Raw genomic sequence first — 26,346 nt, 5'->3', positions numbered from 1 at the left:
TCACCGCCTTCGCCTGTTGCTTTGTAAACAAAGAGATCCGCACCAGCACCGCCAGTCAGAATATCTGCACCGCTGCCGCCGCTGAGGATGTCAGCAAACTCAGTACCAGTGACGCTGTTAGCACTCGCATCTCCGGTAAATAACACAGGAGTGGTGAAGTTGTAACCGCCAGCACCTGAACCGAAATTGTTAACTCCGGTCGGGAAAGTACCGGGATTAGTGATTAAATCGACAGCGCTGCCGGAGCTGGTAGTAGTACCAGTGGGAGAAGTACCAGTGTCAGAAGACGTGATCGTACCTGTGAATACAAAGTCCGCCGTGCCCAGATTGCTAGCAGCCGTACCCAGATTCGCAATCAAGGTAGAACCACCTGTCACCGTACCGTTCGAGTCAAAATACAACACCGTTTCGTTCGACGCATTCGTAAAGGCGAAGAAACCAGCAGCCGTAGAATTGCCCAGGACCTTAGTTTGTGCATCTTCCAAAGAGGCATAGCTTCCGCCGGTGAAAATCACGAACTCTTTGCCAGTAATGTCAGGAGTTGAACCGCTCACACCGTCAAAGTTAGTCGTAGTCAAATTGCCGAAAGCGCTCGCGCTAAACTCGAATTTGTCGACCCCAGAGGTAAAGTCAGTAATCGTATCACCGCCTTCGCCTGTTGCTTTGTAAACAAAGAGATCCGCACCAGCACCGCCAGTCAGAATATCTGCACCGCTGCCACCGCTGAGGATGTCAGCACCGCTGCCGCCGTCGATAATATCTGCACCGCCACCACCGTTGATGATGTCAGCAAATTCCGTACCGGTGACGCTGTTAGCACTGTCATTGCCGGTAAATAAGACAGGAGTGGTGAAGTTGTAACCGCCAGCACCAGAACCGAAGTTGTTAAATGCGGCTGTCGCGAAAGTACCCGCATTTGCAGCAGTTAAATCGACAATGCTGCCTGAGTTGGTAGTAGTACCAGCAGGAGAGGCGATCGTACCTGTAAATACAAAGTCCGCTGTTCCCAGATTGCTAGCAGCCGTACCCAAGGAAGCAATAAGCGTCGAACCACCGGCCTCGGTACCGTTCGAGTCAAAATACAACACAGTCTCGTTCGCAGCATTAGTAAATGCGAACAAACCAGCAGTTGTAGAATTGCCCAGAACCTTAGCTTGTGCAGCTTCCAAAGAGGCATAACTGCCGCCTGTGAAAATCACTAACTCTTTGCCAGTAATGTCAGGAGTTGAACCGCTAACACCGTCAAAGTTAGTCGTAGTCAAATTGCCGAAAGCGCTCGCGCTAAACTCGAATTTGTCGACCCCAGGGGTAAAGTCGGAAATTTTATCGCCCCCTTCTTTAGTTGCCCTGTAAACAAACAGATCCGAACCAGTGCCACCGCTTATGACATCCAAACCGACGCCGCCGGTGATGGTATCGTTGCCGTCGCCGCCCTTGAGGCTATCGTTAAAGTTGCTGCCGACAATCTTGTCATCGCCTGCTAAACCATCGTAATTAACTGGGGCCGGAGAAGTGGTGAAATCCACATTGTCAGCACCAGCAGTACCGACAGGAATATTTAGTGGCGGGCCCGTGAAGACAAAGTTACTGAGTTGCAGGCGAATGCTCGCCGAGAAACTGGTGACAACTTCAAAGCGCCCCTCAACAGAAAATACCAGTACGGAACGGCCGGTCTCGGCATCTATAAACTGACAGAAAGTAGGCACGTCTCCGTTGCCACCCAAAGCTACAAACCGCGCTTGCAAAGACGCGATGCTGGTAACAGTGATATCCGTGGTGAAGTCGAGCAAATTAGCGCTGCCGATCGACCCAACAGCAGTAGTAGCAGTAATATCCAGTCGGGTCAAGCTAGAAACGGTGAGATTACCAAAAGCTGCCGTAGAAAGCTCTAAAAGATCGCCATCGACCTTAAAGTCAGTAATTAAGTCAGCTTCTGCAACTGTTTGAATCTGTTGGCGGGAAGTGCGGTAAACATAGCGATTGTTTCCATCACCCCCACTTAGAACATTGGTTCCTAGGCCGCCTTCGATCGTGTCATTGCCCTCATTTCCACTTAATGTGTCATTCCCAGCACCGCCTATTACTGTGTCATCGCCGATGCCAGCTTCGATATTGTCATCGTCATCGCCGCCGTCGATATCGTCAGCGTCATTGCCGCCTTTAATTGTGTCCTTGCCCAAGCCTCCTTTTAGTGTGTTTTTGCCTAGGCTAACTTCGATATAATCATCGTCATCGCCGCCGTCGATATCGTCATCGCCATCGCCGCCGATGATTGTGTCCTTGCCTTTGCCGCCGATGATTGTGTCTTTGCCTTTACCGGCTGTAATGTTATCGTTACCATCGCTGCCTACGATGTTGTTAGGGAGCGTCGCAGAACCGGCAATAGCTTGACCTTCTAGATTGCCAGCAAAATTAAAGGAATTTTGCTCGATTTTCAAGCTAAAACGCTTGCCGGTGAGAGCTCTTTGGCCGTTGGTAGCTTCAAAACCAAAAGTAGCCGCACCGACAAAACCTACTGCCGCTCTGAAAGTTACCCTGCCTGCGTTAATGTCTTCTTGAGTGAAGGTAACGCCCGTTTGTGTTACGGGGACTCCATTAACAAATAGTTGCCCGGTTGTAGCAGGGGGCACCTCGGTTAGCGTGAAGGTTATGCCGCCAGGACCTTGCCCGGGATCGGAAACACGCAACAACTCAGGAGTAATAGTTTGCTCCTGGCCGCTGGAACCAGCAATCAGGGTCTCACTAACTTCCAGTTGCGGAGGGTTAAAAATCGGCGGAGTTTGAGTTTGAGGTTGATTTGGAGTTTGAGGTTGAGTTGGAGTTGGAGTTTGAGGATTAACTCCCAAAAAGTCGGCCGCAGTGATAAGCGTTGCGTTGACATTCAACAATAGCGCGATCGCGAAGTTATTGACCCGAATTTCGGTATTGACACCGATTTGTATAAAGGTCAAGCTGCTAAAGTTCAAGTCGCCAAACAGCAGAAACTGGTCGCTGCCGTCTTCGAAGTCAGCGATGACTGCAGTTACCCCAGCGTTACTGTTACTCAGGACATAGTCGTCCTCTCCAGCACCGCCGACACAGGTATGGTTGCCAGTACCCCCCATCAGCGTATCGTTGCCGTTGCCGCCCATCAGCGTATCGTCGCCGTTGCCGCCGCCGCTAACGCTGTCGTCGCCGTCGCCGCCGTCTGCCGTGTCATTGCCGTCGCCAGTAACGAGGGTATCCTTGCCGGCACCGCCCATCACGCTGTCGTCGCCGGCACCGCCCATAACGCTGTCGTCGCCGTCGTCGCCTTCACACTTGTCGTTGCCGTCGCCGCCCATCAGGGTATCGTCGCCGGTGCCGCCGCTAACGCTGTCGTCGCCGTCGTCGCCTCCACAGTTGTCGCTGCCGGCACCGCCGAGCACGGTATCGTCGCCGATGCCGCCGCTAACGCTGTCGTCGCCGTCGTCGCCTCCACAGTTGTCGCTGCCGGCACCGCCGCTAACGGTATCGTTGCCGTCGCCGCCGCTAACGTTGTCGTCGCCGTCGTCGCCTCCACAGTTGTCGCTGCCTACACCGCCGCTAACGGTATCGTTATCTTTGCCGCCGTTAATGGTATCGTTGCCTGCGCCGCCCTCACAATCGTCGTTGCCCTGATCGCCCCTGACGACATCGTTGCCTTCGTCGCCCTCACAATCGTCGTTGCCTTTGCCGCCATAGACGGTATCACTGCCGGCGCCACCCTTAACGTCATCATCTCCTTCGTTGCCGTTGGCCCAGTCATCCCCGTCATCGCCTTCGCAGGTGTCATTGCCGGTACCGCCAAACAGGCTGTCGTTATCTTTACCGCCATTAACCTTGTCGTTGCCTTGGCCGCCCTTAACGGTGTCGTTGCCACGATCGCCCCTTACTTCATCGTCGTCATCGCCGCCCTCGCAATCATCGTCATCTTTACCGCCGTAGGTTTGATTTTTTTTGCCACGGTTTCCTTTGATTCTGTCCTTGCCTTTTTTGCCGAATATCTTATCCTGATCGCCGGTGGCGACAATTACGTCATCGTCATCGCTACCGACGACGGTTCCGGGCTCGATGCCGCTGCCATCGTCTAAGTCATCTATGTCGCCCACACCTTCTTCTAGTACGCCGGTAGATTCCGCCATTTGGCTGTCATCAGTAGTACCTTCTTCCTGTACGCCGTTAGACGGATCTGGAGATTGAGTCGTGTTAAAGCCGTCGGTCTTTTCGGCGAGCGCGTCGTTAATTAACTTGGCTAAATCATCATCGGAAATTGTAGAGCTGTCCTCGCCTAAATCCCCGAGAGGATTTTGTGTTTCATTTGGAGCGGGAGAAAGTTTTCCCGGTGTTTCTTCTAATTTCAAGTTTTCGTCTGCCATCGTTGATATTTCCCAAAAAATGGTAAGCTTCTTAGAATCAATTTATCAGCAAACAGGAGGCTGCAGAAGAAAAATTTTTAACTTCATGCTTTCGCCTGCTAGAGGAGCTGGTTTCCTCATCTTTACTATTATAGATGCCACTTAAACGGCAAGGTTTTTTTCGCTCTGTTGCGAGTTTTATATTCTGCAATTGCCTACCAAAATTAATTGATCCGCAACCTACACTGTAATTACTGCGCCGAAGCGCCGAGCATTTGAGATGTTCTCGGTAATTTCTACAGTAAGCTGGACCGAAGGGCCCCTGATTGTAGATTATCTACGTAATTTCTACAGTGAATTAGCTGAACTTAAACTCGCAACTGACAACTCCTAAATAACTACCCAAAACCTGTATCCCCCCAATTTTTCCCTTGCATTTTTTCCGAGCTTGGCTGGGTGTATGGAAGTTTTGTAACACTCCCAGCTTTGACAAATCCTTCCCTGACTTAGGATTTGAATCTCTTGACTAAACGACTGCACGCTTCTAATTTTAGTTCCCGATGATTAATTAGAAATTTAGATAATTCGCCCGGGCAAATATTTGTTCTAATTTTTAGTTGCACAATTTTTTCTCGATTCTAGGAAACCTCGCGAACTGAGAAAAATTTTTTTTCCGATCAATACTAAGAGTTATGCCAAAATATATCAATCTCAAGACGGATTGTAAAAAATGCCAAAAAGTAGTATAAGGGCAGAATTCGGTTTTGGTGACAGTTGCAAGCTCGATCTGCATTTTGAGCGGGGACAACCCACGGCGAGGCTGCCCAACCCTGTTGTTTTGTAGAGGCTTCGCTACCAAATCCAATAATTCTCCGAGAAACCGGCCTGATGAGGCGTAATCCTCTAGAGGCCAAAAATGATGGTTGCTGGAGAGTACCGGAATAATTTGATTGCCATAGTATTGTTGAGAGTTATTGGCTGCTTACGTTTATTTTTGCTGCTTAACTTTAATTAGATTAAGAGAGTTAAATTAAAAGTTTTCTATATCATAAAAGCGGAAAATTAGCAATAAGTTATTGGCAATTATCGATGGTCAACTATCGATTACCGATCGCCACTAAGGTCTTAAGGATGAGGGCGGAGGGCTTACGGATGAGAACCCAGGGCTGACCAATTAATTAATTGACACAAAATCAAGATTACACATGGGGGGTTGGTGGTAGAGGATAAGCGGTAAAGACCGATCGACCGATCGCCAAAAAAAATAAAATACTCAACTTTCCCTGCGATATTACCCTGAAACCGGTTGGCGAGAGCCGAAGTAATTTTAATAAGAACTAGAGATCCGCCTGGTAAAGTGCCTCCAATTTAACTTTACTCAGCAATGAGAAACTCAAGTTCACGACGAATCTAAAGGGGTCTGCGGTAGAGGTGCAAAATGTTAAAGATACAAAGATTGCAGAAAATTCGGCTTTCACCGAGCCACAGGGCAATCAAAACTAATAAACTGTTATTAAAGTACAACTTTTATATCCTCAATGTGTTTGAACAAATATATATGACCCTAGCGATCGCCCGATCGGGGGAAGCGCATTCAGAAACTTTGATTGAAAAAGTAAAAATTATTTTGCCGATCGCTATTGCTAGCCGCAAAAACGCAGGCAAATTCAGAATTAAGGCGGGAGGGCGCTAAATCCGTGAGCCAGGAATTTCAACTCTCAGTCACTCCAGTTGGAGACGACGAATATCTAGTGCGGACAGAAAGGGTTGCACCCGGTGTACCCTTAGCCGAACAACAAGTCCGCTGGCCGATCAATGAATGGCTTGCACTCTCTGCTCAACTGATGAACGACCCGCTGGTGGGCTTGCTCCAAGGAAAAGCAGTACAGGGAAGCAGTTTTGCTGGTCGCGGGATCTCCCGTTCGGGACACAACTCAGCGCCGAATTTAGTAGCGCTCGGGCAACAATTATACAGCGGGCTGTTTCAAGGAAACTTGCGCGATAGCTGGACTTGCGCTCAAGGCATCGCCCAGCACCGCCGAGAAGTGCTGCAACTGCGACTCGGACTCAAAGGCCGGCGCTTGCCGCGGCTGCCGTGGGAAGTTCTGCACGCCGGCGATCGCCCTTTGGCAACCGGCACCGATGTCGTGTTTTCTCGCTACCAACCAGGTACAAGTTTGTTCAAACAAACCCGGATACTGCCTAGTAGCGGGCCGCTAAAAATTTTAATGGCGATCGCCTCTCCGAGCGATCGAGACAGCTTGCAGCTCAAGCGAGAAGTGCTCCACCTGCAACAAGAACTCCAAAACCGCACGGGTAATCCTCTCAAAAACAGCCCCCATTCCCCGGAAATTCAACTGACGATTCTCGAACAGCCCGATCGAGAACAACTTACCCAAGCCTTAGAACAAGGACACTACCAAGTCCTGCACTACGCAGGTCACAGCAACTTAGGTTCCAGAGGTGGCGAACTCTACCTAGTCAGCAGCCGCACCGGCTTAACCGAAACCTTGAGTGGCGACGACTTAGCTGGATTGCTTGTTAACAACGGTATTCAGATGGCCGTGTTCAACTCCTGCCGCGGCGCCTACGGCGACCCCTCCGATCTCGCGGACGACAGCCCGGAACGGAACTTAACCGAAGCTCTAGTGAAGCGGGGCATTCCGGCAGTGCTAGCAATGGCAGAAAGCATCCCCGACGATGTAGCCCTAACTCTGACGCGGTTGTTTTACCGCAACCTCAATCAAGGCTATCCAGTTGATCTGAGCCTGAGCCGGGCCAGAGCTGGGCTAATTTCTGCCTACGGTTCTCACCAGCTATACTGGGCTTTGCCCATTCTCTACCAGCACCCGGACTTTGACGGCTATTTGATCGGCGCCCCAGCCCACAGCGCGACATCCGGTTCTATGGTCCACATAATCGCGTCGGGAACGCAACCGGCGCTCGCGGGTACAGAATGGAAGGCTCCGTCTTCGGTTTCGGCGATCGCCCCATACCCCCCAATCCCAGCAAATCGATCGCATGAGTCAGACAATTCTGACGGCGAAGTCTGGGAATATTTTCCCGACCAATTAAAAGATCGCAGGGATTGGGTTCACCAGAACGATCGACCCGATGCTACTAATTCACCAAACTCACCGACGGCGAAGCCGTCCTCTATTCCTAATTCTGAGTGTTCGGCGATCCAAGCAACTCGCGCCGCTGCAGCGACTCAGAAACCGTTAAAAAAACCGGGGTTGAAAAAATCTGTCGCCCTGATGCTTTGCTTGTTCCCCGTTGCTTTGAGTGCTGGCTTTTTTGGGTGGCGGTACTCGAACCAGCGAAGCACGAAACCAGAAGAGTTACTGCCGGCGGTACGGACTCCCCTGTCGCAAAATTACCTGCAACAACGTCACTAAAAGCGATCGCCCACTGGAATGCGGAATTTAGACCCTCTTGGCCTGGCTCCAAACTGGGTGGGGTTTTTGCTGGCCATTCGTTATAGGCTCCCGCTGGAAAAGTGATCAAAAGTATGCTGCTCGATCGAATCTCGGACTTACCTTCATCAAGCCGGTTTTTACCGAAAATAAGCAGTAGCGCAACCAAGCATCTAGGAAGAAACCGGGTTTCTCGTCGAGAGAGTAAGTCCGGGACTGCTTGATATGAAATTCGTCAGTCGATTGTAGATTTTAGACTTCGGCTTGAACCCTGAGTCGAAGGATTTGAGATTTTAAATTTACTCGACAGACAAATCTGGGAACTGGAACAAGACTCTAAAATTTTGATCTCTCCACGACAGGAGTCGGTGGCTTGTATATGTTTTTGGGCGGGCTGATTCGGCAGCAGGAGCATTAGTCATTCGGCACAAGACAATAAAAGCCACAGTTGCAACCATTAAGAAGGTCCTCACCGTCAGCGCGCTTGCTATATTTCACAATAATTAATTATGGAAGTGCCTGTGAGTTTGACGCGCCCCTCCAGTTGGTACATAAATTTTGAGAGTATGGCAGTTTACAGGCCACGAGTCGAAACCAATACATTTCCATCGAAACTCCATGCCGGGAACCGCCGCTAATTTGTAGTGCATCAAACATTTAAGGAGTTGTGCATTTAACTCGGTCTTTTTCAATTCCCCTGTGGAAATAACCTCAAATTTTCTGGATTGGGGCCGGAGGAGGAGGATTTTCCCGAGTTCCCCCTAGAAATCTACAGAGTCCTGGCGAAGTGTTAAGAGTCGCGAAGCAATCTCACCCGATCAAAACTATTCCCCTCTTAGTGGCTGCCCGATGTTTCTGCCGCGCCCATTGAGTCGGGTTTTAGCTTAAACCCGTTCAAAGAAGAGGTGAAATTTCCTTCAATTTTTACCTAATTGCCTTCCCCACACTGCCTTCTGTGGAAGTTATATGCTCAACACCTTAATAGAAGATTGCTCGTTGGTATTTGGGGTTTTGAGGGGATTTCCAGCCCGAAAAATAGAATTTACAAGTAGCTGGCAGTGACATTGAGAACAAGTGCTGCCTCGTCTTGTTGAGGTAAAAGTTAACCCCGCGCCGGTAAATGCTTTCGGCAGATTTGCAGTGGCCGCGTTCTAGGTATTTCCATTCAGGGCTGTCTTATTTTGACCTTGACCGCAGACACAATCGCGGATTGGTGAATGCAGGGAACAGACTTTAGTGTAAAAAAGTAAAGCATTTAATTTGCGACAATAATTCCCCGCGCGATCTGTCCGAGGCTTACACAAGCATTTGGGCCGCGAGGTGCAAATTGATCGGCCTTCGAGCATCCTTACTTGCACCCCCGGTCTTGAGACCACAGAAATTTATCCAGAATCTTAATATTCAGAATTCTTAGTATTGACAGTGAAACAAAGTTAATCTAATGTGTTGTAATTGATATAAGTAAAGTCCAATAAGCGAGGTACGGTCAATGGCAGAAACAGCTACAGCACCCTTAACAGGAAAAGGTCTGCTTCAAAAAATCAAAGGCAGTGATTTGCCACGCAGAGAACTTGCAAAGCTTTGCGGCTACTTCACGGTCAGCAAAAGTGGAGAAACCCGGATTAATCTGGCTGAGTTTTACGATGCAGTGTTAGCTGCTAAGGGCATTGAGCTAGAGAAGTCTAAAGCAGACGGACGCGGGCGAGAAGCGAGTTATCGAGCTAGCGTTCACAAGAATGGTTCGATCGTGATCGGGGCAAATTATACCCAAGAAATGGGATTAAAGCCGGGAGACGAGTTTGAAATTAAGCTCGGATACAAGCACATTCGCTTGATTCAGATCGATGTGGACAGACCGGATGTGGATGTGGATGATGAAGAGGAGGATACAGAAGAATAGAGGCGATCACGATGCAGTCAGCCGATAGCAAGGCGACTGGATTTGGCTTCGCTACACGAGTATTTGCGCGCCACCCTTCGATTTAACTGATGAGCTGTCTTGACTATTTCTATTTTCTCTTGTCCCGCAAAGACTACAGTGCCTCTGAACTTCGCAAAAAGGGGCAAGAGAAAGGTTTTGGCAATGAGGAAATATTGGAGGCGATCGCGCAAATTCAAGACCGCGGCTATCAGTCCGACACTCGCTTGGTGGCAAACTCGATCGCCTCTGCAGCAGGCAAATACGGGAAGTCGGCCATCAAGCGCAAGTGCCTGCAAAAAGGAATTACCAACGATTTGTTCGAGCAAGTCTGGGAAGAAGAAATTGCCGAAAATCAGGACTCCGAAGCAGAAAAACTGGTCGAATTAAAAGCCAAAGTCATGCGGAAATACAAGATCGATACTTGGGGTAAAGCAGATCCGAAAACCAAGGGCAAAGTCTTGAATTACCTGCAATACAGGGGCTTTAATGCCTTTGAAATTTGGCGACAGTGGCAAACAGAAGAAGATGACGAGTAAATAGTAGGGCCACGCAAATAGGTGCGGCCCAGATAGGCAAGCACAACTACACCGCTGCCGACGGGGCTAAAGTGTAAGTTCTGAGTTTTTGTAAATGTATGTCAATCCTCAGCGTTGACTAAATAAGATTCGTACATCTGCCGGTGTCTGGCTAAAAGCTCGAGATATTTCTCGTTGATTTTAGCCAGCATCCATTTTTCTTTAAAAATGGCGGCAGATTCTGCTTTCACCGGATCTGCTTGTAGGGGCAAAATATCTTTTCGAGCTGCGGTTTGCTCTGCAACAGACTTCAGCTTCTGAGGGTTTTGCTGGTATTTTCGACCGCTTTTGTGGTTGGCGTAGCGACGCGATCGAGTATACCCCATCTGCAAGAACTTGCGGGCCATATCGGCTCCCACAAAATCTTCACGATCGAGATACTCTAAAAACAAGGAGTAAATTTTGCTGCTGGACTCCCTGGCAATTTCAGGAGTCTTAAATCTCCAGAAAGGCAGAATTTCTCCTTTGTAGGGTTCCACCAACAGCACTCCCTGTTCTCCTTTCCCTACCCGATAAAGTTCAGGGTGCTGTCGAAAGTCGATGTTCTTAAAATCCAAAGAGTAGTCGAACTGCTTCATCGGGCATTTTCTGTTCTATCGGGAACTATAGAAGCCCGGGGTTTGCCTTCGTCTGGTTGGGTATAAACCCAGGCCCAAGCAATCAAGACGGCTTGAAAAGGCAGCCTGAACCAATACAGTAATTGGTTGTGGGGAATCCCTTCTATGGGAATGTTGTTGACGGCTTGATTGATATTAGCTGGAAACACGGCAATAAACAAGGCAATTAATCCCCACGCCGCCACCCTGCTCACAGGAGGAACTAACAGCCCAATTCCCCCCAAAATCTCGAAAAAACCGCTGATATAAACCAAGGCTTCCGGGTAAGGAAGCTGGGGTGGCACAATTCTGATAAAAGGTGCGGGTACTGCAAAGTGCAGCACGCCTACAATACTGATAGCTACTGCGAGAATAACTCGCCAAATTTCTTTTTGACTTTTCATGGGCAAGGGGAAATTAATAACTGTTAAAGTGCTGCGATAATGCTTGCCAAAATTCGCTATCTGCGAGCGATATGACAATAAAACTGAGGCCCAAAAATTCCAGCTTTCCGGCTTTGTCTGCTCTTGCTGATGGCTGTAACGATTTTATTTCGTATAAACACCAGGTTTCTGGGTAACTCCCAGACAATTTTTCACCCCCCCAAACTGGAGGAAGTGAGAACTGGAATCGAAGGCCTGGGCGTTGACTGCCAAAAACAGATAGCGCACATTTTGATAACAAGATTTTAATGTCTAGTGCCCTGTTGCTGTCTCTATCTTCGGGTAGTGAAACATGATTTATGTTCCGGCTTTGGCTTCGTCACCAGCCAAACCAGTGGGGGATTTTCTTGATCGACAAATGCACCATCGCTTAACATTAAATAAATCATCGCCGCAATAGATGAGTGCGATTGCTGCTAAATTTGACCTAGCCTTCCAGGCGCTTCCCTAACCTTCGGGAACCCTAGCGGGAAGATAGCTTTGCTAGCCCGTACCTTGAGTAGCCCAATTAAGGCGAGTAATTTGTCAAGAACTTTTAGAATTATTTAATATTTGCGCTTTTAGAATTATTGGGAGAGGCAATTCGGGAACGCTCTGTAATTAAAATTACTATCTAAAGTTTGAATTTTGTCAACTTCCGACAGATGTTATAATGAATGAAATTATTGAATTTGCTAAAAAGTCGATCGTCGTAGCTACTCCCCAACCATCCTGCTGCAATTCAAAATAGTCACCCACGGCAGGAACTTTTTACTCACCACATTATTCAAAAAGATTGAGCCTCCAAGCGCTGTGTCATTTTTATCTACACGCAATCAATCACCGACGACCATGAACACCTCACTAAAGACCTCTAAATTTGGCATAAACCGGATGCTGCGACAATCGCTGTTGCTTGGCATCTTTTCTGCAGCAGCTTTAGCTAGCGGATGGGCGCCCGGTTTGTACACACAATCCCCAAACCTCGTTTTCGGAGCTGCAGCCCAAGCTCAAGAAATTAGCAGCGAAGAAATTACTAGCTACGCTCGCGCTGTGTTGGCAATAGAACCCAGACGGGTGGAAGCTTATAACGAAATTAAAGGAATCGCTGGGGGCTCGGTTCCCAGAGTAGTGTGCAACGAAACTCAGGAAATAAATAGGTTGTCTGGAGGTGTTCGCGGCATCGCGGTGAATTACTGCCAGCAAGCTAAAAAAGTTATCGAAACCAATGGTTTGACAGTTAGTCGCTTCAACCAGCTTACTTTGCTCCAGCAAGCGGACCCGGCAGTCAAACAGCGAATTCAAGCCGAGCTCCTGCGACTGCAACAAGCGGGCAATCAATAAGCTTGATGGTTTGAGTCTTTCTTCCTCTCCCGTTCTATTAGACTTCTCCATAAAAGCTTGTTAAGGGCAGGCAGGATGCCTAACCGCTACCTCCCCCCAACAATATATTGGAGATTTAAATTGTTCGAGTTCCTAGACGGTAGGCAAAATTTTTTCAAAAAAAAGCGATCGTCTGTGTTCAAGTGCTTGACAAAATAACATAAATTTGGTATTGAGACCAGAACGGGAGCGGTCAGAGAGATGAATATTTTTCAACTGGCTGTAAATCGCAATTAGATATAGCGATCGCCAACACGATTAAGACGTTTTTAATTTCTGAAACATGAGCTGAAGATTGGAAGTTCAGTCTTCCTTATTCCTTCGGCTATAAAAAAGATATTCCTCAAAAACTCAAGTTCAAGTGAATTGCTCTGAGGAATAGAATATAAAAATGCTAACCTTCACAAAACATTTACCTGCAAATCCCGATGCTGTTGTCAGCTTTACTGTACCAATGACAGCGGACGATCGCACTCGCAGTCGCCACCGATTCGAGACAGAAACGGGGGAAAGGCTGCACCTGAGTTTGCCCAGAGGTACGGTACTGCGCGATCGAGATTTATTGCAGTCGGAAGACGGAAGCTGTTTGGTACTGGTAAGTGCAAAACCAGAACCGGTGCTGACAGCGCGGGCTTCAAGTCCGCTGCTACTGATGCGGGCGGCTTATCATTTAGGAAACCGCCACGTAGCTTTAGAAATTGCCGACAATTATTTAAGACTTTCTCCCGACTCTGTGTTGCAGGGAATGCTCGAAAAAATGGGTTTGGAAGTAACAGAGGAAATTGTGCCGTTTCAGCCGGAAATGGGCGCTTACGGGCACAGCCATTAGATTTTAGATTTTAGATTTTAGATTTTAGATTTACTCCCACCGATGAGTCCGAGTGCTTATGACTAAATTGCTTTCGGCCATTAAAGAAGCAAGAAGTCAACAGTCAACAGTCAACAGTCAATAGTGAACAATCAACTTTTATCTTTGTTGCAGCTAGCTTTTGCACCTGTGGGAGCTTATAGTTATTCTGAGGGAATCGAAAGTCTGGTAGAAACCGGTGCGATCAACAGCGAGATTACTTTGAGAAATTGGTTAGAAAATTCGCTGCAATTCGGGGCTGTTCGAGTAGAAGCCGCTGTGGTGGTAAGGGCTTTGAGGGCGGCAAAGATAGGGGATTTGACGGCTTTGAATTACTGGAATGCTTGGGCGACTGCTACTAAGGAAACAGAAGAATTGCGCTTGCAAAGTTGGCAAATGGGGCGGACTTTGGTCAGGTTGCTGCTGGATTTGCGCTCGCCCGTTGCTTCTGGGTTAACAACAATTGTAAAAGAATTTGTGGAATCTGGCAGCAATCAGTGCAATTTTGCGATCGGCTTTGGCATTGCCGCCGCCAACTGGCAGATAGAAGAGGAAGCGGCCGTGTTAGGATATTTGTACAGTTGGGCTGCCAATTTGGCGAGTGCGGGCGTGAAACTGATTCCCCTCGGTCAAACAGCCGGTCAACAGTTGTTGTTAGATTTGCACTCGCAAATTAGCTGTACGGCCCAAGAAGTTTTAAAATTAGAAGATGATGATATTGCTAGTTGCAGTTGGGGGTTAGCCCTAGCTAGTATGGCGCACGAAACTCAGTACACTCGGCTATTTCGGAGTTGAAAATCAGAAAATCTAAAATCTAAAATCTAAAATTGCTATGGGTGCTTTTCGTCTAGGAATTGCTGGGCCGGTTGGTTCGGGAAAAACTGCTTTACTTGATGCTTTGTGCAAGGCGCTGCGGCAGCAATACCAGATTGCTGTAGTTACTAATGATATCTATACTCAGGAAGATGCCCAGTTTTTGGTTCGGAGTCAAGCTTTGGAGAGCGATCGAATTTTGGGCGTAGAAACGGGAGGCTGTCCCCACACAGCCATCCGCGAAGATGCTTCCATTAACTTAGTAGCGATAGAAGAGTTAGAACACAAATTCACTGATTTAGATTTAGTCTTTGTAGAAAGCGGCGGCGATAACTTGGCTGCCACTTTTAGCCCGGAGTTAGTAGATTTAACAATTTACGTAATCGATGTTGCAGCAGGCGATAAAATTCCGCGCAAAGGCGGGCCGGGAATTACTAAGTCGGATTTATTAGTAATTAATAAAACAGACCTCGCACCTTATGTAGGAGCAGATTTAGGCGTGATGGAACGGGATACGAAAAAAATGCGAGGCGATAAACCTTTTGTTTTTACTAACTTGAAGACTCAAGAAGGATTAGAATCAGTAGTTAATTTCATCCGCTCCCATATCGCGTAAAACATCAGTCTTCATCTGCGTTCATCTGCCTTCACCTGCGGTTAAAAAGCATAAAAAATATCACCTCAGCACCAATTCTTTGACCAAATTAGCCAAACGTTCTGTACTGTCTCTGACTGCTAATTCAGAAGCTGCTTGAGACATTTTTTCCAAATAGTCGGAATCTCTTAACAAATACAAAACTTTGCTTTGCAACACATCTGCTGTCAGTTCGCTTTGACGGAATACCACGGCGGCGCCGGCTTTAGCAAATACTTCCGCATTAAATCTTTGGTGGTCGTCAGCGGCGTGAGGAAAAGGAATTAAAATAGAAGGTACTCCCGTCACTGCTAATTCTGTCAGAGCACTCGCGCCCGATCGACTAATTGCTAAATTTGCTCGCTGCAACAAACTCGCCACATTGTCGTAAAAGGGCATCGACAAATATTGCTCGTGTTTCAAACTCTCAGCATCCGGGTCATTATTTCCGGTGAGGTGAACCACCCAAGCACCGGCATCAAACCAAGCCGGAGCACACTCGCGCACTAACTTATTGACTGCAACCGCACCTTGAGAGCCGCCCATGACTAAAATTACAGGTACACTGTCAGGAATTGGCAAATTTAGAGGTTGGCGAGTCAGGAATTGCGCTCGCACCGGCGTACCAGCAACCACAGTTTTCGCGCGGGGTAAATGCTGGGCTGCGGCTTCAAATCCGATCGCCACAGCAGTGCACAAAGGACTAAACCAGCGCGTCACCTTCCCGGGAATTGCATTAGATTCGTGGAGAATTACCGGCAAACCCAAAGAACGGGCCGCTAGAATTGCCGGTGCTGCGATGTAACCGCCGGTAGTAAAGACTCCCTGAAAATTTCCCGCTTTGAGCAACTTCCGCACCTGAAGGATCGAGCCGGCGAGTCCGCCCAAAATTCGCAGTGTACCGAGCCCAAATCCCTGCTGAAAGCCTTCAACGGCGATCGTGTGGAGGGGGTAAAGGGATGAAACTAACTCGGTTTCCATGCGGTCGGGGACTCCCAGCCATTCTATCTGACAGTCGTTCAACTGGCTAGCGGTGGCGATCGCGGGAAATAAATGTCCACCAGTGCCGCTAGCTGCAACCAACAACCGGAGGGGGGCTTTTGTCAAGGTATTTGTTTCTTTTTTTACAAGTACAAGTTCCACAGGTCGATCAATTTTATATTTGAGGTTTTAGATTATTATGCTTATTATTCCGGCAGTTTCAGCCAATTTTGAATCAGCCATCTAAAATTAGATTGTGCCGTGTCCCTGCTTCCGTTGTCAGTTTTCGTTGCAGGCTAACAGTTGCCCAAGCTACGACCCCTGACAAATAACCAAATTATCATCTAATGCGTAATTTTTTGAATTTAGTGCCAAGTGCATCTGAGTATTTTTCCAGCCCTGGGGACAAAAAACCCGATCGGGCGATCGTTTTTGGCTTTAACTGCGGGCAGTCGATCGCTCAAATGTTGTTATGTTTAACAGTGGTAAGTGCTGGCGTGCTGCATCAAGGTGCGGCAAGAGCGATCGGTGCGATCGCGGCGACTCCCCGAACGATCGCCCAAACCCCTGCAAATGCGCCTGCCCCACTCACAAAAGTGCTAACAGAAATTGACGCAGCGGCCAACCGGCGCGATGTCAAAGCAGTTATGGCATTTTACAGCCCGAATTTCACTCATTCTGACGGCTTAAACAGCCAAAGTATGGAAAAAGCCCTCACCCAACTCTGGGATCGATATCCGAGTTTAAATTACCGCACCGAGATCAAATCTTGGAAAACCGAAGGTAGCGCGATTCTCGCAGAAACCATAACTACAATAGCCGGCACTCAAAAAAAGGATGGCAGAGAATTAACTCTCAAAGCTACCATCCGTTCCCAGCAGCGCTTTGAAGGTGAAAAAATAGTTAGTCAAGAGATTTTAGCAGAACAAACTCAGCTTAGTTCTGGGCAAAATCCTCCCACAATTCAAGTTAATTTTCCGGATCAAGTTAAGGTGGGCGAAGAGTACCATTTTGATGCCATTGTGCGAGAGCCGATCGGCGATGATATTTTAATAGGGACTGTTTTGGAGGAACCCATTACCGAAAAAACCTTGTTTAATCCCTCAGAAGTCGAGCTGGAGTTGTTAAATTCCGGGGGAATTTTTAAAGTAGGTAAAGCTCCGGCTACGCCCGAAAATCGGTGGGTTTCAGCAGTTTTGATGCGACAAGGCGGAATTGCAACAGTTAGTGTGCGATTGCGGGTTGTCAAATAATAAAATAGGTGTTATGGGTTATTTGGGTAATTTCTGTAGTGGCGGTTTAAGTAAAATTTCTAACACCAATGAGAGTACAAGTTAAACCTGCCTCTACAATAATGATGGTTAATTGACCAGACTTAATCTTATACCAACTAAAATTTTTTCCCTCTTCCCTCTTCCTTCTGATTATTAAAAATGATTTCTATCCAAAACCAAATTGTTTTCATTACAGGTGCGAGTAGCGGTATCGGAGCAGCCTGTGCCAAGATATTCGCCAAAGGAGGAGCCCAACTAATTTTAGCAGCCCGCCGCCTTGAAAAGCTCGATCGACTGGCAAACGAACTTGTAGAAACAAAATTGATTGCGTCGGCGAACGAGATTTATTTGCTCGAATTGGACGTGCGCGATCGCCTGCAAGTGGAATCGGCGATAACTGCGCTTCCCGATGCCTGGAAAAGCATCGATATTCTGATTAACAATGCGGGATTGAGCCGTGGTTTAGACAAACTGCATGAAGGCAACTTTCAAGATTGGGAAGAAATGATTGATACCAATGTTAAAGGCTTGCTTTACATGACTCGCGCGATCGTGCCGGGAATGGTAAACCGAGGCCGCGGTCACGTAGTGAATATCGGCTCCATAGCAGGTCGGCAAGCTTATCCGAAAGGTAATGTTTATTGCGCTTCTAAAGCAGCAGTGAGAGCTATTTCCGAAGGGTTGAAACAAGACCTTTTGGGAACACCCGTGCGCGTGACGGAAATAGAGCCGGGTTTGGTGGAAACAGAATTTAGCAATGTCCGGTTTCACGGCGATGCAGAAAAAGCCAAAAATGTCTATCAAGGATTGACACCGCTGACTGCTGACGATGTAGCCGATGTCGTGTATTTTTGCGCGACACGATCGCCCCACGTCAATATTAGCGAAGTCTTGCTAGTTCCGACAGACCAAGCTAGTGCTACTCTGGTGCACCGAAAAGAGTTTTGAGTTTTTAGTGGTAATTGTCCGGATTGCGCTCGAATTCTCAGGAAGCTTAATTGGTAGATGCACCCTGATTAATTAACTCCCGACCAATTTTGGCCGGGTTTTTTTTTGCGATCGCACGCTGAGCAAAAAATTATCCCAAATTCTGCCAAAGTGTCCTGAAAGAGGTGCTGTGAGGCGGGAGATTAAATTAGTAGATGCACCCTGATTAATTAACTCCCGACCAATTTTGGTCGGTTTTTTTTTGGCGATCGCACGCTGAGCAAAAAATTATCCCACATTCTGCCAAAGTGTCCTGAAAGAGGTGCTGTGAGACGGGAGACTAAATTAGTAGATGCACCCTGATTAAATAACTCCCGACCAATTTTGGTTTGGGGTTTTTTTTTGCGGTATCCAAGGTGATGCTGAAGAAAGTTTGAGGTTGTCCGGATTGGGCCTCCAATTCTCAGGAAGCTTAATTGGTAGATGCACCCTGATTAATTAACTCCCCGCCAATTTTGGTTTGGGGTTTTTTTTTGCGGTATCGAGGGTGATGCTGAAGAAAGTTTGAGGTTGTCCGGATTGCGCTCGAATTCTCAGGAAGCTTAATTGGTAGATGCACCCTGATTAATTAACTCCCGACCAATTTTGGTTTGGGGTTTTTTTTTGTGATCGCACCCTAAACCAAGAATTTTAGCAAATTTTCCCAAACTGTCCGGAACAGGTGCACCTCGAACCGGAGACTAAATTAGTAGATGCACCCTGATTAATTAACTCCCGACCAATTTTGGCCGGGTTTTTTTTTGCCGATCGCAAGCTGAGCCACAAATTTCCGCAAAGTCTACCAAAGTGTCCTGAAAGAGGTGGTGTAAAGCCGGAGACTAAATTAGTAGATGCACCCTGATTAATTAACTCCCGACCAATTTTGGTTTGGGGTTTTTTTTTGCCGATCGCAAGCTGAGCCACAAATTTCCGCAAAGTCTACCAAAGTGTCCTGAAAGAGGTGGTGTAAAGCCGGAGACTAAATTAGTAGATGCACCCTGATTAATTAACTCCCGACCAATTTTGGTTTGGGGTTTTTTTTTGCCAATCGCACGCCCTCGCCGCCAATGTTCGCAAATTCTGCCAAAGTGTCCTGAAAGAGGTGTTTTGAGGCGGGAGATTAAATTAGTAGATGCACCCTGATTAATAAACCCCAGCCAATTTTGGCCGGGGTTTTTTTTAGCTCAAAAGCTGCATTAACCAATTAGGCTAAATCGCCTCAAAAGACTGCACCTCAAGAACCGGGCCGATCATAGCAAAAGTCATCACATCCTTGCGGACTTCACCTTTAACACTGACTTTCAAACCAGCCTTTTTCAAGTCAGAAGGAGCATCCTTAAGTTCGTAAGTTTCCCCATCTTCGCCGACCAAAGCCCAAGTACCGGGACCCAATCCTTTGCGTTCAATTTCACCTTTGACAGTAATACTCATGCCGATCGCACCTCTGTTTTAATTGCTAAACGCGCCAGTCCGAAACACAGTAAAGCATTGACAATCAAGAATGTTTGTGATACAAAACCTGTGCCCAATCCCCAGACTGTGGGAGACACAAAAGCATTGACCGCTAAACTGCTGGCAAAACCGATCGAAATTGCGATCGCGATCCACTTCCACTGTTGATGTCCCAACAGCAAAGCAATCAAAATCCCAGGAATTAAAACGCTAGCAAAAAAGGGATTCAGCATAATGCTGCCATTAATTGCACCGCCGAGTTCGGGAATAGAACTGCCCATCACCCGCATCGGCCACTGCGGCAAGTCAAATACAAACAAGTTCCGCAGGAAAAAGAACCCAGAACTACCAGCAATCAAGCCACCGGAAAAGCCCCAAGTCCAGGCGAAGGGGAAATAATTCCGCATCAAGAAAGCCAGCAGGTAAGAACCGAGCACCATTGCAATTTTAGGCAACAGGGCGACTGCACCGCCGTCAATCCAAAAGCGGGGGTTGAGATAGCCGTTATCGCGCAGCCAGCGGAAGAAATCGCGGAAGTTGATTTGTCCGCGCTGGGCTAGCTGAACTGCGGCGGCGGCGTCTAGGTGTCCCGAACCAAAATGGTTTAACGGATCTTCAGTGACAGTTCGCGAGGACTGCAAGAGTACGCTGCGAATTTCGTCTGGTTCTGTGATACCCGAAGCCTTGACAAGGGCTGCAACGGCTGCCACGTGGGGAGAAGCCATGCTAGTGCCTTGGTAGCCTTCAAAGACTTCGGCGCCGGTTTCCGGGTCGATCGTACTTTGCAGGATCTTGCCCATTTCTGAACCGCCGGGGGCTGCAATATCAACCCCTGCGCCGAAATTCGAGTAAGAGGCTTTTTCGTCGTCGGGGCCGAGGGCGGAAACGCCGATGACGTGGGGATAGCGGGCGGGATAGGAAGCGGAACTGTCGCCGGAGTTGCCGGCGGCTGCGATGATGACAACGCCTTTAGAGTGGGCGTAGTCGATCGCCTCTTCCATTAACTGACTTTCGCCACCGCCACCTAAACTCATGTTGATGACATCTGCGCCGTTGTCAGCAGCAAATTTAATCGCTTCGGCGATGTCGGAAACCGTGCCGCCACCGCTGCCGCTTAACACTTTTAGTGGCATTAAAGCTGCTTCGTAGGCGATGCCCGCAACGCCGTAATTGTTGTTAGTTGATTGGGCGACTGTACCTGCGACGTGAGTACCGTGGCCGTTGTCGTCGTAGGCTTCGGCGCGATCGTTTACAAAGTCGTAGCCCGGTACAAATTTGGTTTCTTTTAAGTCAGCGACTGGAGTAATGCCCGTGTCAATTATCGCTACTGTTGTGCCGCTGCCTTTGGTTTCGTTCCAGGCAGATTCTACGTTGATACTGCGGAGATTCCACTGCTTGGTATACATGGGGTCGTTGGGAATCTCGAAAGCGCTGTAGACAAAGTTCGGTTCAATGTATTCGGTATCTTTAGCCAAATTTGATTTTCTCAGGGCGTTTAGCAAAGTGCGATCGCCCTTAACTACATATACATTGTCGCCCGCTGAGAATTCGCTGTTGAGTTGGGGTGCGACTTGGTACTGTTGGGCGATCGCATTTACTTCTTTCGCAATCTCAGCAGCACCCAAATCTTCGCGGAAATCCAGCACAATCGAGTCGTAAGTGCCTTGAGTAGCAAGTCCTGGGAAATTAGAAATCGCCCAGCCGAGCCCGATTAAAAATAAGCACAGAAGGAAAAACTTTTTCATGGCCGATCGTCCGTTTAGGGAAGGCTTGTTCCCCACAATAACCCAATTTTCACCGCCAGCGCCAGTTTTCCTTGCTGCAACTTGTGGGGATCTCGCACGCTGGCGTTTGGTAGTTTTCGGCGGTGGCTGTTGCTAGATCAAAAATTGCTCTAATTTCTCGTTTAAATGGCAGAGCAAGTTTTAGGACTTCAATTAATTGTATCATTAGAGAAGATGAGAAACAGAACAAGCCAGTATTTTTAACAAGGGTATTGCATGGAAAGAGGTTTAATGTGGCTGCCACTGCTGGCAATTTTTATTGGGCTGGCTTGGGCTGGATGGAACGAGTATCAAAAGCTGGAAGCGTATCGCGTCTGGGCCGAACAATTCGCTAAAGCCAAGTACGATATTTATGCTGTACTCGGTCAGCAAGAAGACAGTTTAACTTGGGGAAAACCTACTCGCAGCGGACCTGTGAATTTGCAAACTTTTTCTTTAAAAGACGTGGAGTCGCTGCGGTTGTTAGTCAACTCTCAGGCAGTTGATTTAGAGTCACCGCCGAATTCGGGAAGTCCAATCGCCCTCGAATTTTTGTTGAAAGATGCTGCTGCGGTGCAAGTTCCTTTTACAGAAATTCCTCTAGCGACTAAATGGGGAAAACACTTGCAGCAAGAATTGCAGCGCTTTAGGTAAAAACACTCTCCGGTGGGGCACCGTATAAGATGTGAACTCTGCGGCTTTAAGTTACAAAAGTCTGTAAAGCTAGTAGAAATAGAACTTACGCAACAAATCCTTTGAGCTGCTATCTATAGGGGTGAAGTACCCACGGATCACCCGGAGGACATGAGTTCTTGCAGTAAGTAGTAGGAGTAGTGTCCCCGTACCTAGCCCGCTCAGGTTCCGTGCTTACCTTACAGTTAAAGTTATTGACCAGCGCGTCCTAAAACAGCTAAATTGCCAGCCCCCCAATCAGCGGAATGCAAACACAAGAATTTTTACAGCGCTATCAACAGGGAGAGCGCAACTTTGGTCACATTGACCTTAGCGGCGCTAGTTTAAGCGGTGTTAACCTGCGAGAAATAGACCTCACTGGTGCTAACTTGACCGGTGCTAATTTGAGCTGGTCTTTTTTGAGCAATGCCAAGTTGATAGGGGCTTGTTTGCGGCGCGCGGATCTCCGCAGTGCGGGGCTGGCTGGGGCTAATCTGAGCGGGGCAAATTTGAGCGGGGCAAATCTTGCTAAAGCGGATTTGCGCCTTGCTTGTTTGGAAGCAGCAGAACTCAATTGGGCCGCGTTCCCGGAAGCGGATTTGGGCGGTGCTAATCTTCAGGGAGTTAAATCTGACCAAATTAATTTTGCCGGGGCTAAACTCGACGGCGCGAAGTTGATGGCGGCGGAATTGATGGAGGCTAATCTCAACCGCGCCAGTCTTGTTGGTGCTAATTTAACGGGCGCTAATTTGCGGGAAGCGCATTTAGTGGAAGCGAATTTGCGATCGGCAATTTTAATCGGTGTAAATTTGATTGAATCTGACTTGAATGGCGCTCAAATGCGATCGGCAAATCTGACGGGCGCTGACTTACACCGAGCTGTGCTGGCGGGCGCGGATTTGACTGAAGCGGTGCTGGATAACGCTGATTTGAGTCGAGCTAATCTGGCGGGTTCTTATTTATTGAAAGCGAGTTTTAAGAAGGCACTTTTGCTGCGAGCTAACCTGCAAGGAGTGTATTTGCTGCGAGCTGATTTGAGCGAAGCTAATTTGCGAAGTGCTGATTTGCGGAAAGCTGATTTGAGTGGCGCTTATTTGATGGATGCGATGTTGGGTGAGGCGGATTTAAGAGAAGCTTGTTTGATTGAGTGCCGTTTGATTCGGACGAATGTGGAGGGGGCGCAGCTTACGGGTTGCTGCATTCAAAATTGGCAAGTTCAAGATGTCGATCTGTCGAGAGTTGACTGCAGCTATGTTTTTACTCAGTTTGATTATACTGCGAAAGTGGCGGCCAATCGCTTTCCGGTCGATCGCGATTTTGAGTCGGGGGAATTGGGGCGGCAGCATCAAGAGGACAGTTCTGTTGTCAAGGTGTCTTTTGAGGAAGCTCCTAATTGGGAGGCGGTGGTTTTTACGCTGCGTCGGGTGGAGTTGGAAAGCCGCGAACTCAAATTGAATGTTCAATTTTTTGAGTCTGCGGGAGAACAAAATTTACTGAGGCTGAGCGCGAACCGTTTGGTGAACGGCAAGATTTTGGGCGATCGCATTTTGGAGCTTTATCCAGATATGTTGGAAAAGGTTTTAGCCAAGGGCGCTGAAATTTTGAGTTTGCTCGACTTGGCTGTTCCTAGTAACAATGCGGAGCCGACGGAGCCGAGTCACAAAGAAATACTGCTCAGAAGACAGGAAATCTACCAGCGGATGGTCCGCCAAATTTCGTTTATTTTGATGTCTCAGACGCCGGATAAATTCTCCGAAAGCGTGCAGCGGCTGTTGGATTATTTGAAGCAGCAAGGTATCCCGACAGAGCAGATTCAAAAGAAAGTCATCAGTCAGGCGATCGTGCAGCGGGCGAAGCAAGACCAGGCTTTTCGGGAACAGTTGCTCACGTGGGAGAAAACGGCTTCGGATCGCGTTCGTGGTTCGATGATGGGGGAAGCGGTCCGGTATGCAATTACCCTTTTGATCGATTATTAACAGTTAATTGTTAACACTCAAAGCGGGCGGCCCGCTAAGACCCGCACTTGCTTTTCTGGGTCGGAAACTGCAAGCATCGTGCAGCGGGCTAAGCAAGACCCGGTTTTTCGGGAACAGTTGCTCAAGAGGGAGAAAACGGCTTCGGATTGCGATTGTTGTTCGGTAATGGGGGAAGCGGTGCGGTTTGGGATGCCCTGTTGTGGGAATGAATACACACAAAATCTTACCCCCATTCAAAATCTTACAACCGTATATCGATTTAACGGTGCGGTTAATTAGAATAAAGTTCAGGCTCCTCCTTCAAAAGCTTACACAACTCATCCAAATCTTTCTTACTGTGTTCAATTAGTTTTTCACCTCTGTTCTCTAGGTACTCAATATTACTGGGACTGGCGTTGTCGATTTGATCGTGACCATTATCGCTACTCAATTGAAGTTGAAAACGATAGTAGTTGCGGTTATTTTCTTGATTTCTTTTAGTCACCATTAGCTGAGCAAGTTCATACGCAACCGATTCACTTTGGCCATCTAGAACAACGTTAAGTAAGGGAATAGCCCATTTTATTTGACCCCAATTTTTTGCTTCTTTATACTTATATTTCTTAGTTAGTGAGCCCGTACCCAAAGAAACAACAAGGGTCTCAGTACGTTGTAGTTCTTCACCAGTCTTTTTCTTGTAAGAAATCATCGCCTCCATCATTGCAAGTGAGGAAGGATTATTTGCAAAAATTCCGCCGTCTACCAAAGCGTAATATCCCTCCTCGGTATGATGTCCCGTTTCGAGTTGGTAGGGTGGAAAGAATGTCGGTGCAGCAGAAGTTGCCATTGCTGCTTCCCACATTTTGAATCCCGTACATACTTTCCGGCTATCAAAACTCTTGATTTCCTCTGCGTCCCGATTGCTTGTAAAAAAAATTGGTGCTCTGAGTTCGATATCATAGCTCGGGATGAAAATTTCTCGTAATGCCTCTTCAACCTTAGCTTCACCTAAAAGCTCCTTTAAAACTTGTTGCCTACCTTTTGGGTTGTGCTTGGGTTGTAACAAATCATCAAAATCCAGTGGAACATACTCATTAAAAATCTTTTTTCCATATTTGCGATAGAAATTTACAAGTTCGGCAGCGGTATACTCTGGCTCACTATTGATGCTAGAGTCTGAGTTCTTTCTAGTTAAACCAAGTGCTAAAATTCCTCCTGTTGAAGTGCCTGCAATAAAATCAAACATTGTTGCTATGCGTTTTCCTGTGCGCTCTTCAATGTAGTTGAGAACGATCGCAGGAATAATACCCCGGATACCACCACCATCAATTGAGAGAATTCTTCTCTTGAATTTAGTCGCCATCACATTTACTCCTTTAGATATTGCTTAAGTTGTCAAGATAAATGAAACAAACTCATACAGCATCAAAATACCAATAACCAACGTCATCCTATGGTTTCCGGTTGCCTCGGAATCAGAAAATCGAGTCAACAGTTAACACTCAACCATTCAGTTTTTGGCTCTCGACTAAACAGTCAACAGTCAACAATTCCGGAGGAGTGCAACCGGAATTGATATGAATCCAACCCGTTATTAGTGCGGTAAATTGCTGAGGGCGTGCCAAGTTCTATAGCCTACAATTCCATCTTGCGGTAAAGCCTTGCTCAGTTGCAATTGTCGCACGGCTACATCTGTCATCGGCCCGAAGAATCCGTCACTGAATCCGAAATAGTATCCATTGATTTTTAAGACATTTTGAACAATTTTAACAGCATTACCAGAACTGCCCTTCATGACGACCGGCATATTCACAGGTGCACCAGAGTATAGTGCTTCCCAAGTGATAGGGCCGACAATCCCATCTTCTTTTAAAAAGACCCGGTGTTGATAGCCTTTGACCGCGTTCTGAACTTGGACACCGAAGATACCGTCAATCGGGCCAAAATAATAACCCCAATGATATAGAAGCTGTTGTAGTTCTTTGACAGCTTGACCTGTTGAACCCATTTGTAAAGTGGGTTTGTTTACTCCCGTGGTTTCAGCAAATGCAAGAGTTGATTGAGCAGTAGTATCGGCGACGAGAGCCATAGTTTCATTGTTCAAGCTTCTTTCTTCGGTGTACATAATGTGCTTCCTCTCAACATTTAAGTTTTGATGTTTGATATTTCAGGTATAACTGGTGGAATTTGTGGATGCACAGTCACTTTTTCGAGTGTCACTCATTTGAGTGTCACTCGTTTGAGTTAGTCCCAGTTTTAACTGTTAATATCTCTTCCGGCTGCGGCGGAATGATATTCTGAAAGAATTTTAAGAGTGCAAG

The 26,346-nt window shown here is 47.4% G+C and carries 20 protein-coding genes; 12 read left to right on the top strand and 8 right to left on the bottom strand.

The features are described 5' to 3' along the window. Nucleotides 1-4,376: cadherin-like domain-containing protein (locus tag QUA57_RS02830; protein WP_333059304.1), on the bottom strand; the 4,376-nt coding region annotated here is incomplete at its 3' end. 1,417 nt (nucleotides 4,377-5,793) lie between these two features. Between QUA57_RS02830 and QUA57_RS02825 the strand changes: the two genes are divergently transcribed. From QUA57_RS02825 to QUA57_RS02810, 4 genes are all read left to right on the top strand, one after another. Then, a complete protein-coding gene (locus QUA57_RS02825; RefSeq protein ID WP_333059305.1) occupies nucleotides 5,794-6,048 on the top strand; it encodes a hypothetical protein in 255 nt (84 codons plus the stop codon). Nucleotides 6,049-6,052: 4 nt separating this feature from the next. Beyond that, nucleotides 6,053-7,753 carry a CHAT domain-containing protein gene (locus QUA57_RS02820; protein WP_333059306.1) on the top strand — a complete coding sequence of 567 codons (1,701 nt, stop codon included), beginning with the start codon at nucleotides 6,053-6,055 and terminating at the stop codon, nucleotides 7,751-7,753. A gap of 1,507 nt (nucleotides 7,754-9,260) precedes the next feature. After that, entirely contained in the window at nucleotides 9,261-9,671 is a 411-nt protein-coding gene (locus QUA57_RS02815) for an AbrB family transcriptional regulator (RefSeq protein WP_172184952.1), read from the top strand. 89 nt (nucleotides 9,672-9,760) lie between these two features. Then, entirely contained in the window at nucleotides 9,761-10,228 is a 468-nt protein-coding gene (locus tag QUA57_RS02810; protein ID WP_333059307.1) for a regulatory protein RecX, read from the top strand. A 101-nt stretch (nucleotides 10,229-10,329) separates the two neighbouring features. Here QUA57_RS02810 and QUA57_RS02805 read toward each other — a convergent pair whose 3' ends face one another. After that, nucleotides 10,330-10,845, bottom strand: a complete 516-nt coding sequence (locus QUA57_RS02805; protein ID WP_333059308.1) for a DUF4385 domain-containing protein — start codon at nucleotides 10,843-10,845, stop codon at nucleotides 10,330-10,332. Further along, nucleotides 10,842-11,267 carry a DoxX family protein gene (locus QUA57_RS02800; protein ID WP_333059309.1) on the bottom strand — a complete coding sequence of 142 codons (426 nt, stop codon included), beginning with the start codon at nucleotides 11,265-11,267 and terminating at the stop codon, nucleotides 10,842-10,844. The genes QUA57_RS02805 and QUA57_RS02800 overlap by 4 nt, the downstream gene beginning before the upstream one ends. An 870-nt stretch (nucleotides 11,268-12,137) precedes the next feature. On the opposite strand from QUA57_RS02800, the gene QUA57_RS02795 reads away from it, so the two are divergent. From QUA57_RS02795 to ureG, 4 genes are all read left to right on the top strand, one after another. Further along, complete coding sequence (locus tag QUA57_RS02795) at nucleotides 12,138-12,629, top strand: DUF4168 domain-containing protein (RefSeq protein WP_333059310.1); 492 nt, start codon at nucleotides 12,138-12,140, stop codon at nucleotides 12,627-12,629. 430 nt (nucleotides 12,630-13,059) lie between these two features. Further along, nucleotides 13,060-13,497, top strand: a complete 438-nt coding sequence (gene ureE, locus QUA57_RS02790; RefSeq protein ID WP_333059311.1) for an urease accessory protein UreE — start codon at nucleotides 13,060-13,062, stop codon at nucleotides 13,495-13,497. A gap of 123 nt (nucleotides 13,498-13,620) precedes the next feature. Then, nucleotides 13,621-14,310, top strand: a complete 690-nt coding sequence (locus tag QUA57_RS02785; RefSeq protein ID WP_333059312.1) for an urease accessory protein UreF — start codon at nucleotides 13,621-13,623, stop codon at nucleotides 14,308-14,310. Between the two features lie 37 nt (nucleotides 14,311-14,347). After that, nucleotides 14,348-14,944: an urease accessory protein UreG gene (gene ureG / locus QUA57_RS02780; protein ID WP_333059314.1), complete on the top strand. Its 597-nt coding sequence runs from the start codon at nucleotides 14,348-14,350 to the stop codon at nucleotides 14,942-14,944. 60 nt (nucleotides 14,945-15,004) lie between these two features. On the opposite strand, the gene murG is transcribed toward ureG, so the two are convergent. Then, nucleotides 15,005-16,069 carry an undecaprenyldiphospho-muramoylpentapeptide beta-N-acetylglucosaminyltransferase gene (gene murG / locus QUA57_RS02775; protein WP_333059315.1) on the bottom strand — a complete coding sequence of 355 codons (1,065 nt, stop codon included), beginning with the start codon at nucleotides 16,067-16,069 and terminating at the stop codon, nucleotides 15,005-15,007. A gap of 221 nt (nucleotides 16,070-16,290) precedes the next feature. Between murG and QUA57_RS02770 the strand changes: the two genes are divergently transcribed. Then, nucleotides 16,291-17,196 (top strand): nuclear transport factor 2 family protein, encoded by a 906-nt coding sequence (locus QUA57_RS02770; protein WP_333059317.1) that lies wholly within the window; start codon nucleotides 16,291-16,293, stop codon nucleotides 17,194-17,196. 180 nt (nucleotides 17,197-17,376) lie between these two features. After that, nucleotides 17,377-18,165, top strand: a complete 789-nt coding sequence (locus tag QUA57_RS02765; protein ID WP_333059319.1) for an SDR family oxidoreductase — start codon at nucleotides 17,377-17,379, stop codon at nucleotides 18,163-18,165. A 1,227-nt stretch (nucleotides 18,166-19,392) separates the two neighbouring features. On the opposite strand, the gene QUA57_RS02760 is transcribed toward QUA57_RS02765, so the two are convergent. Beyond that, a complete protein-coding gene (locus QUA57_RS02760; RefSeq protein ID WP_015177626.1) occupies nucleotides 19,393-19,614 on the bottom strand; it encodes a hypothetical protein in 222 nt (73 codons plus the stop codon). Continuing rightward, entirely contained in the window at nucleotides 19,611-21,380 is a 1,770-nt protein-coding gene (locus QUA57_RS02755) for a S8 family peptidase (protein WP_333059320.1), read from the bottom strand. Before QUA57_RS02755 ends, QUA57_RS02760 begins: the two co-directional genes overlap by 4 nt. Nucleotides 21,381-21,635: 255 nt before the next feature. Between QUA57_RS02755 and QUA57_RS02750 the strand changes: the two genes are divergently transcribed. Both QUA57_RS02750 and QUA57_RS02745 read left to right on the top strand, forming a co-directional pair. Beyond that, the gene (locus QUA57_RS02750) at nucleotides 21,636-22,052 is read left to right on the top strand and encodes a hypothetical protein (protein WP_333059321.1); all 417 of its coding nucleotides are present in this window, start codon (nucleotides 21,636-21,638) and stop codon (nucleotides 22,050-22,052) included. Nucleotides 22,053-22,336: 284 nt separating this feature from the next. Then, entirely contained in the window at nucleotides 22,337-24,046 is a 1,710-nt protein-coding gene (locus tag QUA57_RS02745) for a pentapeptide repeat-containing protein (RefSeq protein WP_333059322.1), read from the top strand. 271 nt (nucleotides 24,047-24,317) lie between these two features. Here the strand turns inward: QUA57_RS02745 and QUA57_RS02740 are convergent, their stop codons facing one another. Together QUA57_RS02740 and QUA57_RS02735 are read right to left on the bottom strand one after the other, a co-directional pair. After that, on the bottom strand, nucleotides 24,318-25,388 hold the full coding sequence (locus tag QUA57_RS02740) for a patatin-like phospholipase family protein (RefSeq protein WP_333059323.1): 1,071 nt from the start codon (nucleotides 25,386-25,388) through the stop codon (nucleotides 24,318-24,320). Nucleotides 25,389-25,619: 231 nt separating this feature from the next. Beyond that, nucleotides 25,620-26,150: a peptidoglycan-binding protein gene (locus QUA57_RS02735; protein WP_333059324.1), complete on the bottom strand. Its 531-nt coding sequence runs from the start codon at nucleotides 26,148-26,150 to the stop codon at nucleotides 25,620-25,622. Nucleotides 26,151-26,346: the final 196 nt, after the last annotated feature.

The sequence above is a fragment of the Microcoleus sp. Pol7_B2 genome, from assembly GCF_036701035.1.
Taxonomy (GTDB): domain Bacteria; phylum Cyanobacteriota; class Cyanobacteriia; order Cyanobacteriales; family Microcoleaceae; genus Microcoleus.
The sequence above is the reverse complement of the archived record's forward strand: the minus strand, read 5'-3'. Positions and strand labels throughout refer to the sequence as shown.

Bases quoted from the DNA above. Each gene is read 5' to 3' on its own strand.
- QUA57_RS02800 (WP_333059309.1), bottom strand. From the start codon at position 11,267: ATGAAAAGTCAAAAAGAAATTTGGCGAGTTATTCTCGCAGTAGCTATC.
- QUA57_RS02770 (WP_333059317.1), top strand. From the start codon at position 16,291: ATGCGTAATTTTTTGAATTTAGTGCCAAGTGCATCTGAGTATTTTTCC.
- QUA57_RS02750 (WP_333059321.1), top strand. From the start codon at position 21,636: ATGGAAAGAGGTTTAATGTGGCTGCCACTGCTGGCAATTTTTATTGGG.
- QUA57_RS02740 (WP_333059323.1), bottom strand. From the start codon at position 25,388: ATGGCGACTAAATTCAAGAGAAGAATTCTCTCAATTGATGGTGGTGGT.
- QUA57_RS02765 (WP_333059319.1), top strand. From the start codon at position 17,377: ATGATTTCTATCCAAAACCAAATTGTTTTCATTACAGGTGCGAGTAGC.
- QUA57_RS02805 (WP_333059308.1), bottom strand. From the start codon at position 10,845: ATGAAGCAGTTCGACTACTCTTTGGATTTTAAGAACATCGACTTTCGA.
- QUA57_RS02735 (WP_333059324.1), bottom strand. From the start codon at position 26,150: ATGTACACCGAAGAAAGAAGCTTGAACAATGAAACTATGGCTCTCGTC.
- QUA57_RS02755 (WP_333059320.1), bottom strand. From the start codon at position 21,380: ATGAAAAAGTTTTTCCTTCTGTGCTTATTTTTAATCGGGCTCGGCTGG.
- QUA57_RS02760 (WP_015177626.1), bottom strand. From the start codon at position 19,614: ATGAGTATTACTGTCAAAGGTGAAATTGAACGCAAAGGATTGGGTCCC.
- QUA57_RS02745 (WP_333059322.1), top strand. From the start codon at position 22,337: ATGCAAACACAAGAATTTTTACAGCGCTATCAACAGGGAGAGCGCAAC.
- QUA57_RS02795 (WP_333059310.1), top strand. From the start codon at position 12,138: ATGAACACCTCACTAAAGACCTCTAAATTTGGCATAAACCGGATGCTG.
- ureG (WP_333059314.1), top strand. From the start codon at position 14,348: ATGGGTGCTTTTCGTCTAGGAATTGCTGGGCCGGTTGGTTCGGGAAAA.
- ureE (WP_333059311.1), top strand. From the start codon at position 13,060: ATGCTAACCTTCACAAAACATTTACCTGCAAATCCCGATGCTGTTGTC.
- QUA57_RS02810 (WP_333059307.1), top strand. From the start codon at position 9,761: ATGAGCTGTCTTGACTATTTCTATTTTCTCTTGTCCCGCAAAGACTAC.
- QUA57_RS02825 (WP_333059305.1), top strand. From the start codon at position 5,794: ATGTTAAAGATACAAAGATTGCAGAAAATTCGGCTTTCACCGAGCCAC.
- QUA57_RS02815 (WP_172184952.1), top strand. From the start codon at position 9,261: ATGGCAGAAACAGCTACAGCACCCTTAACAGGAAAAGGTCTGCTTCAA.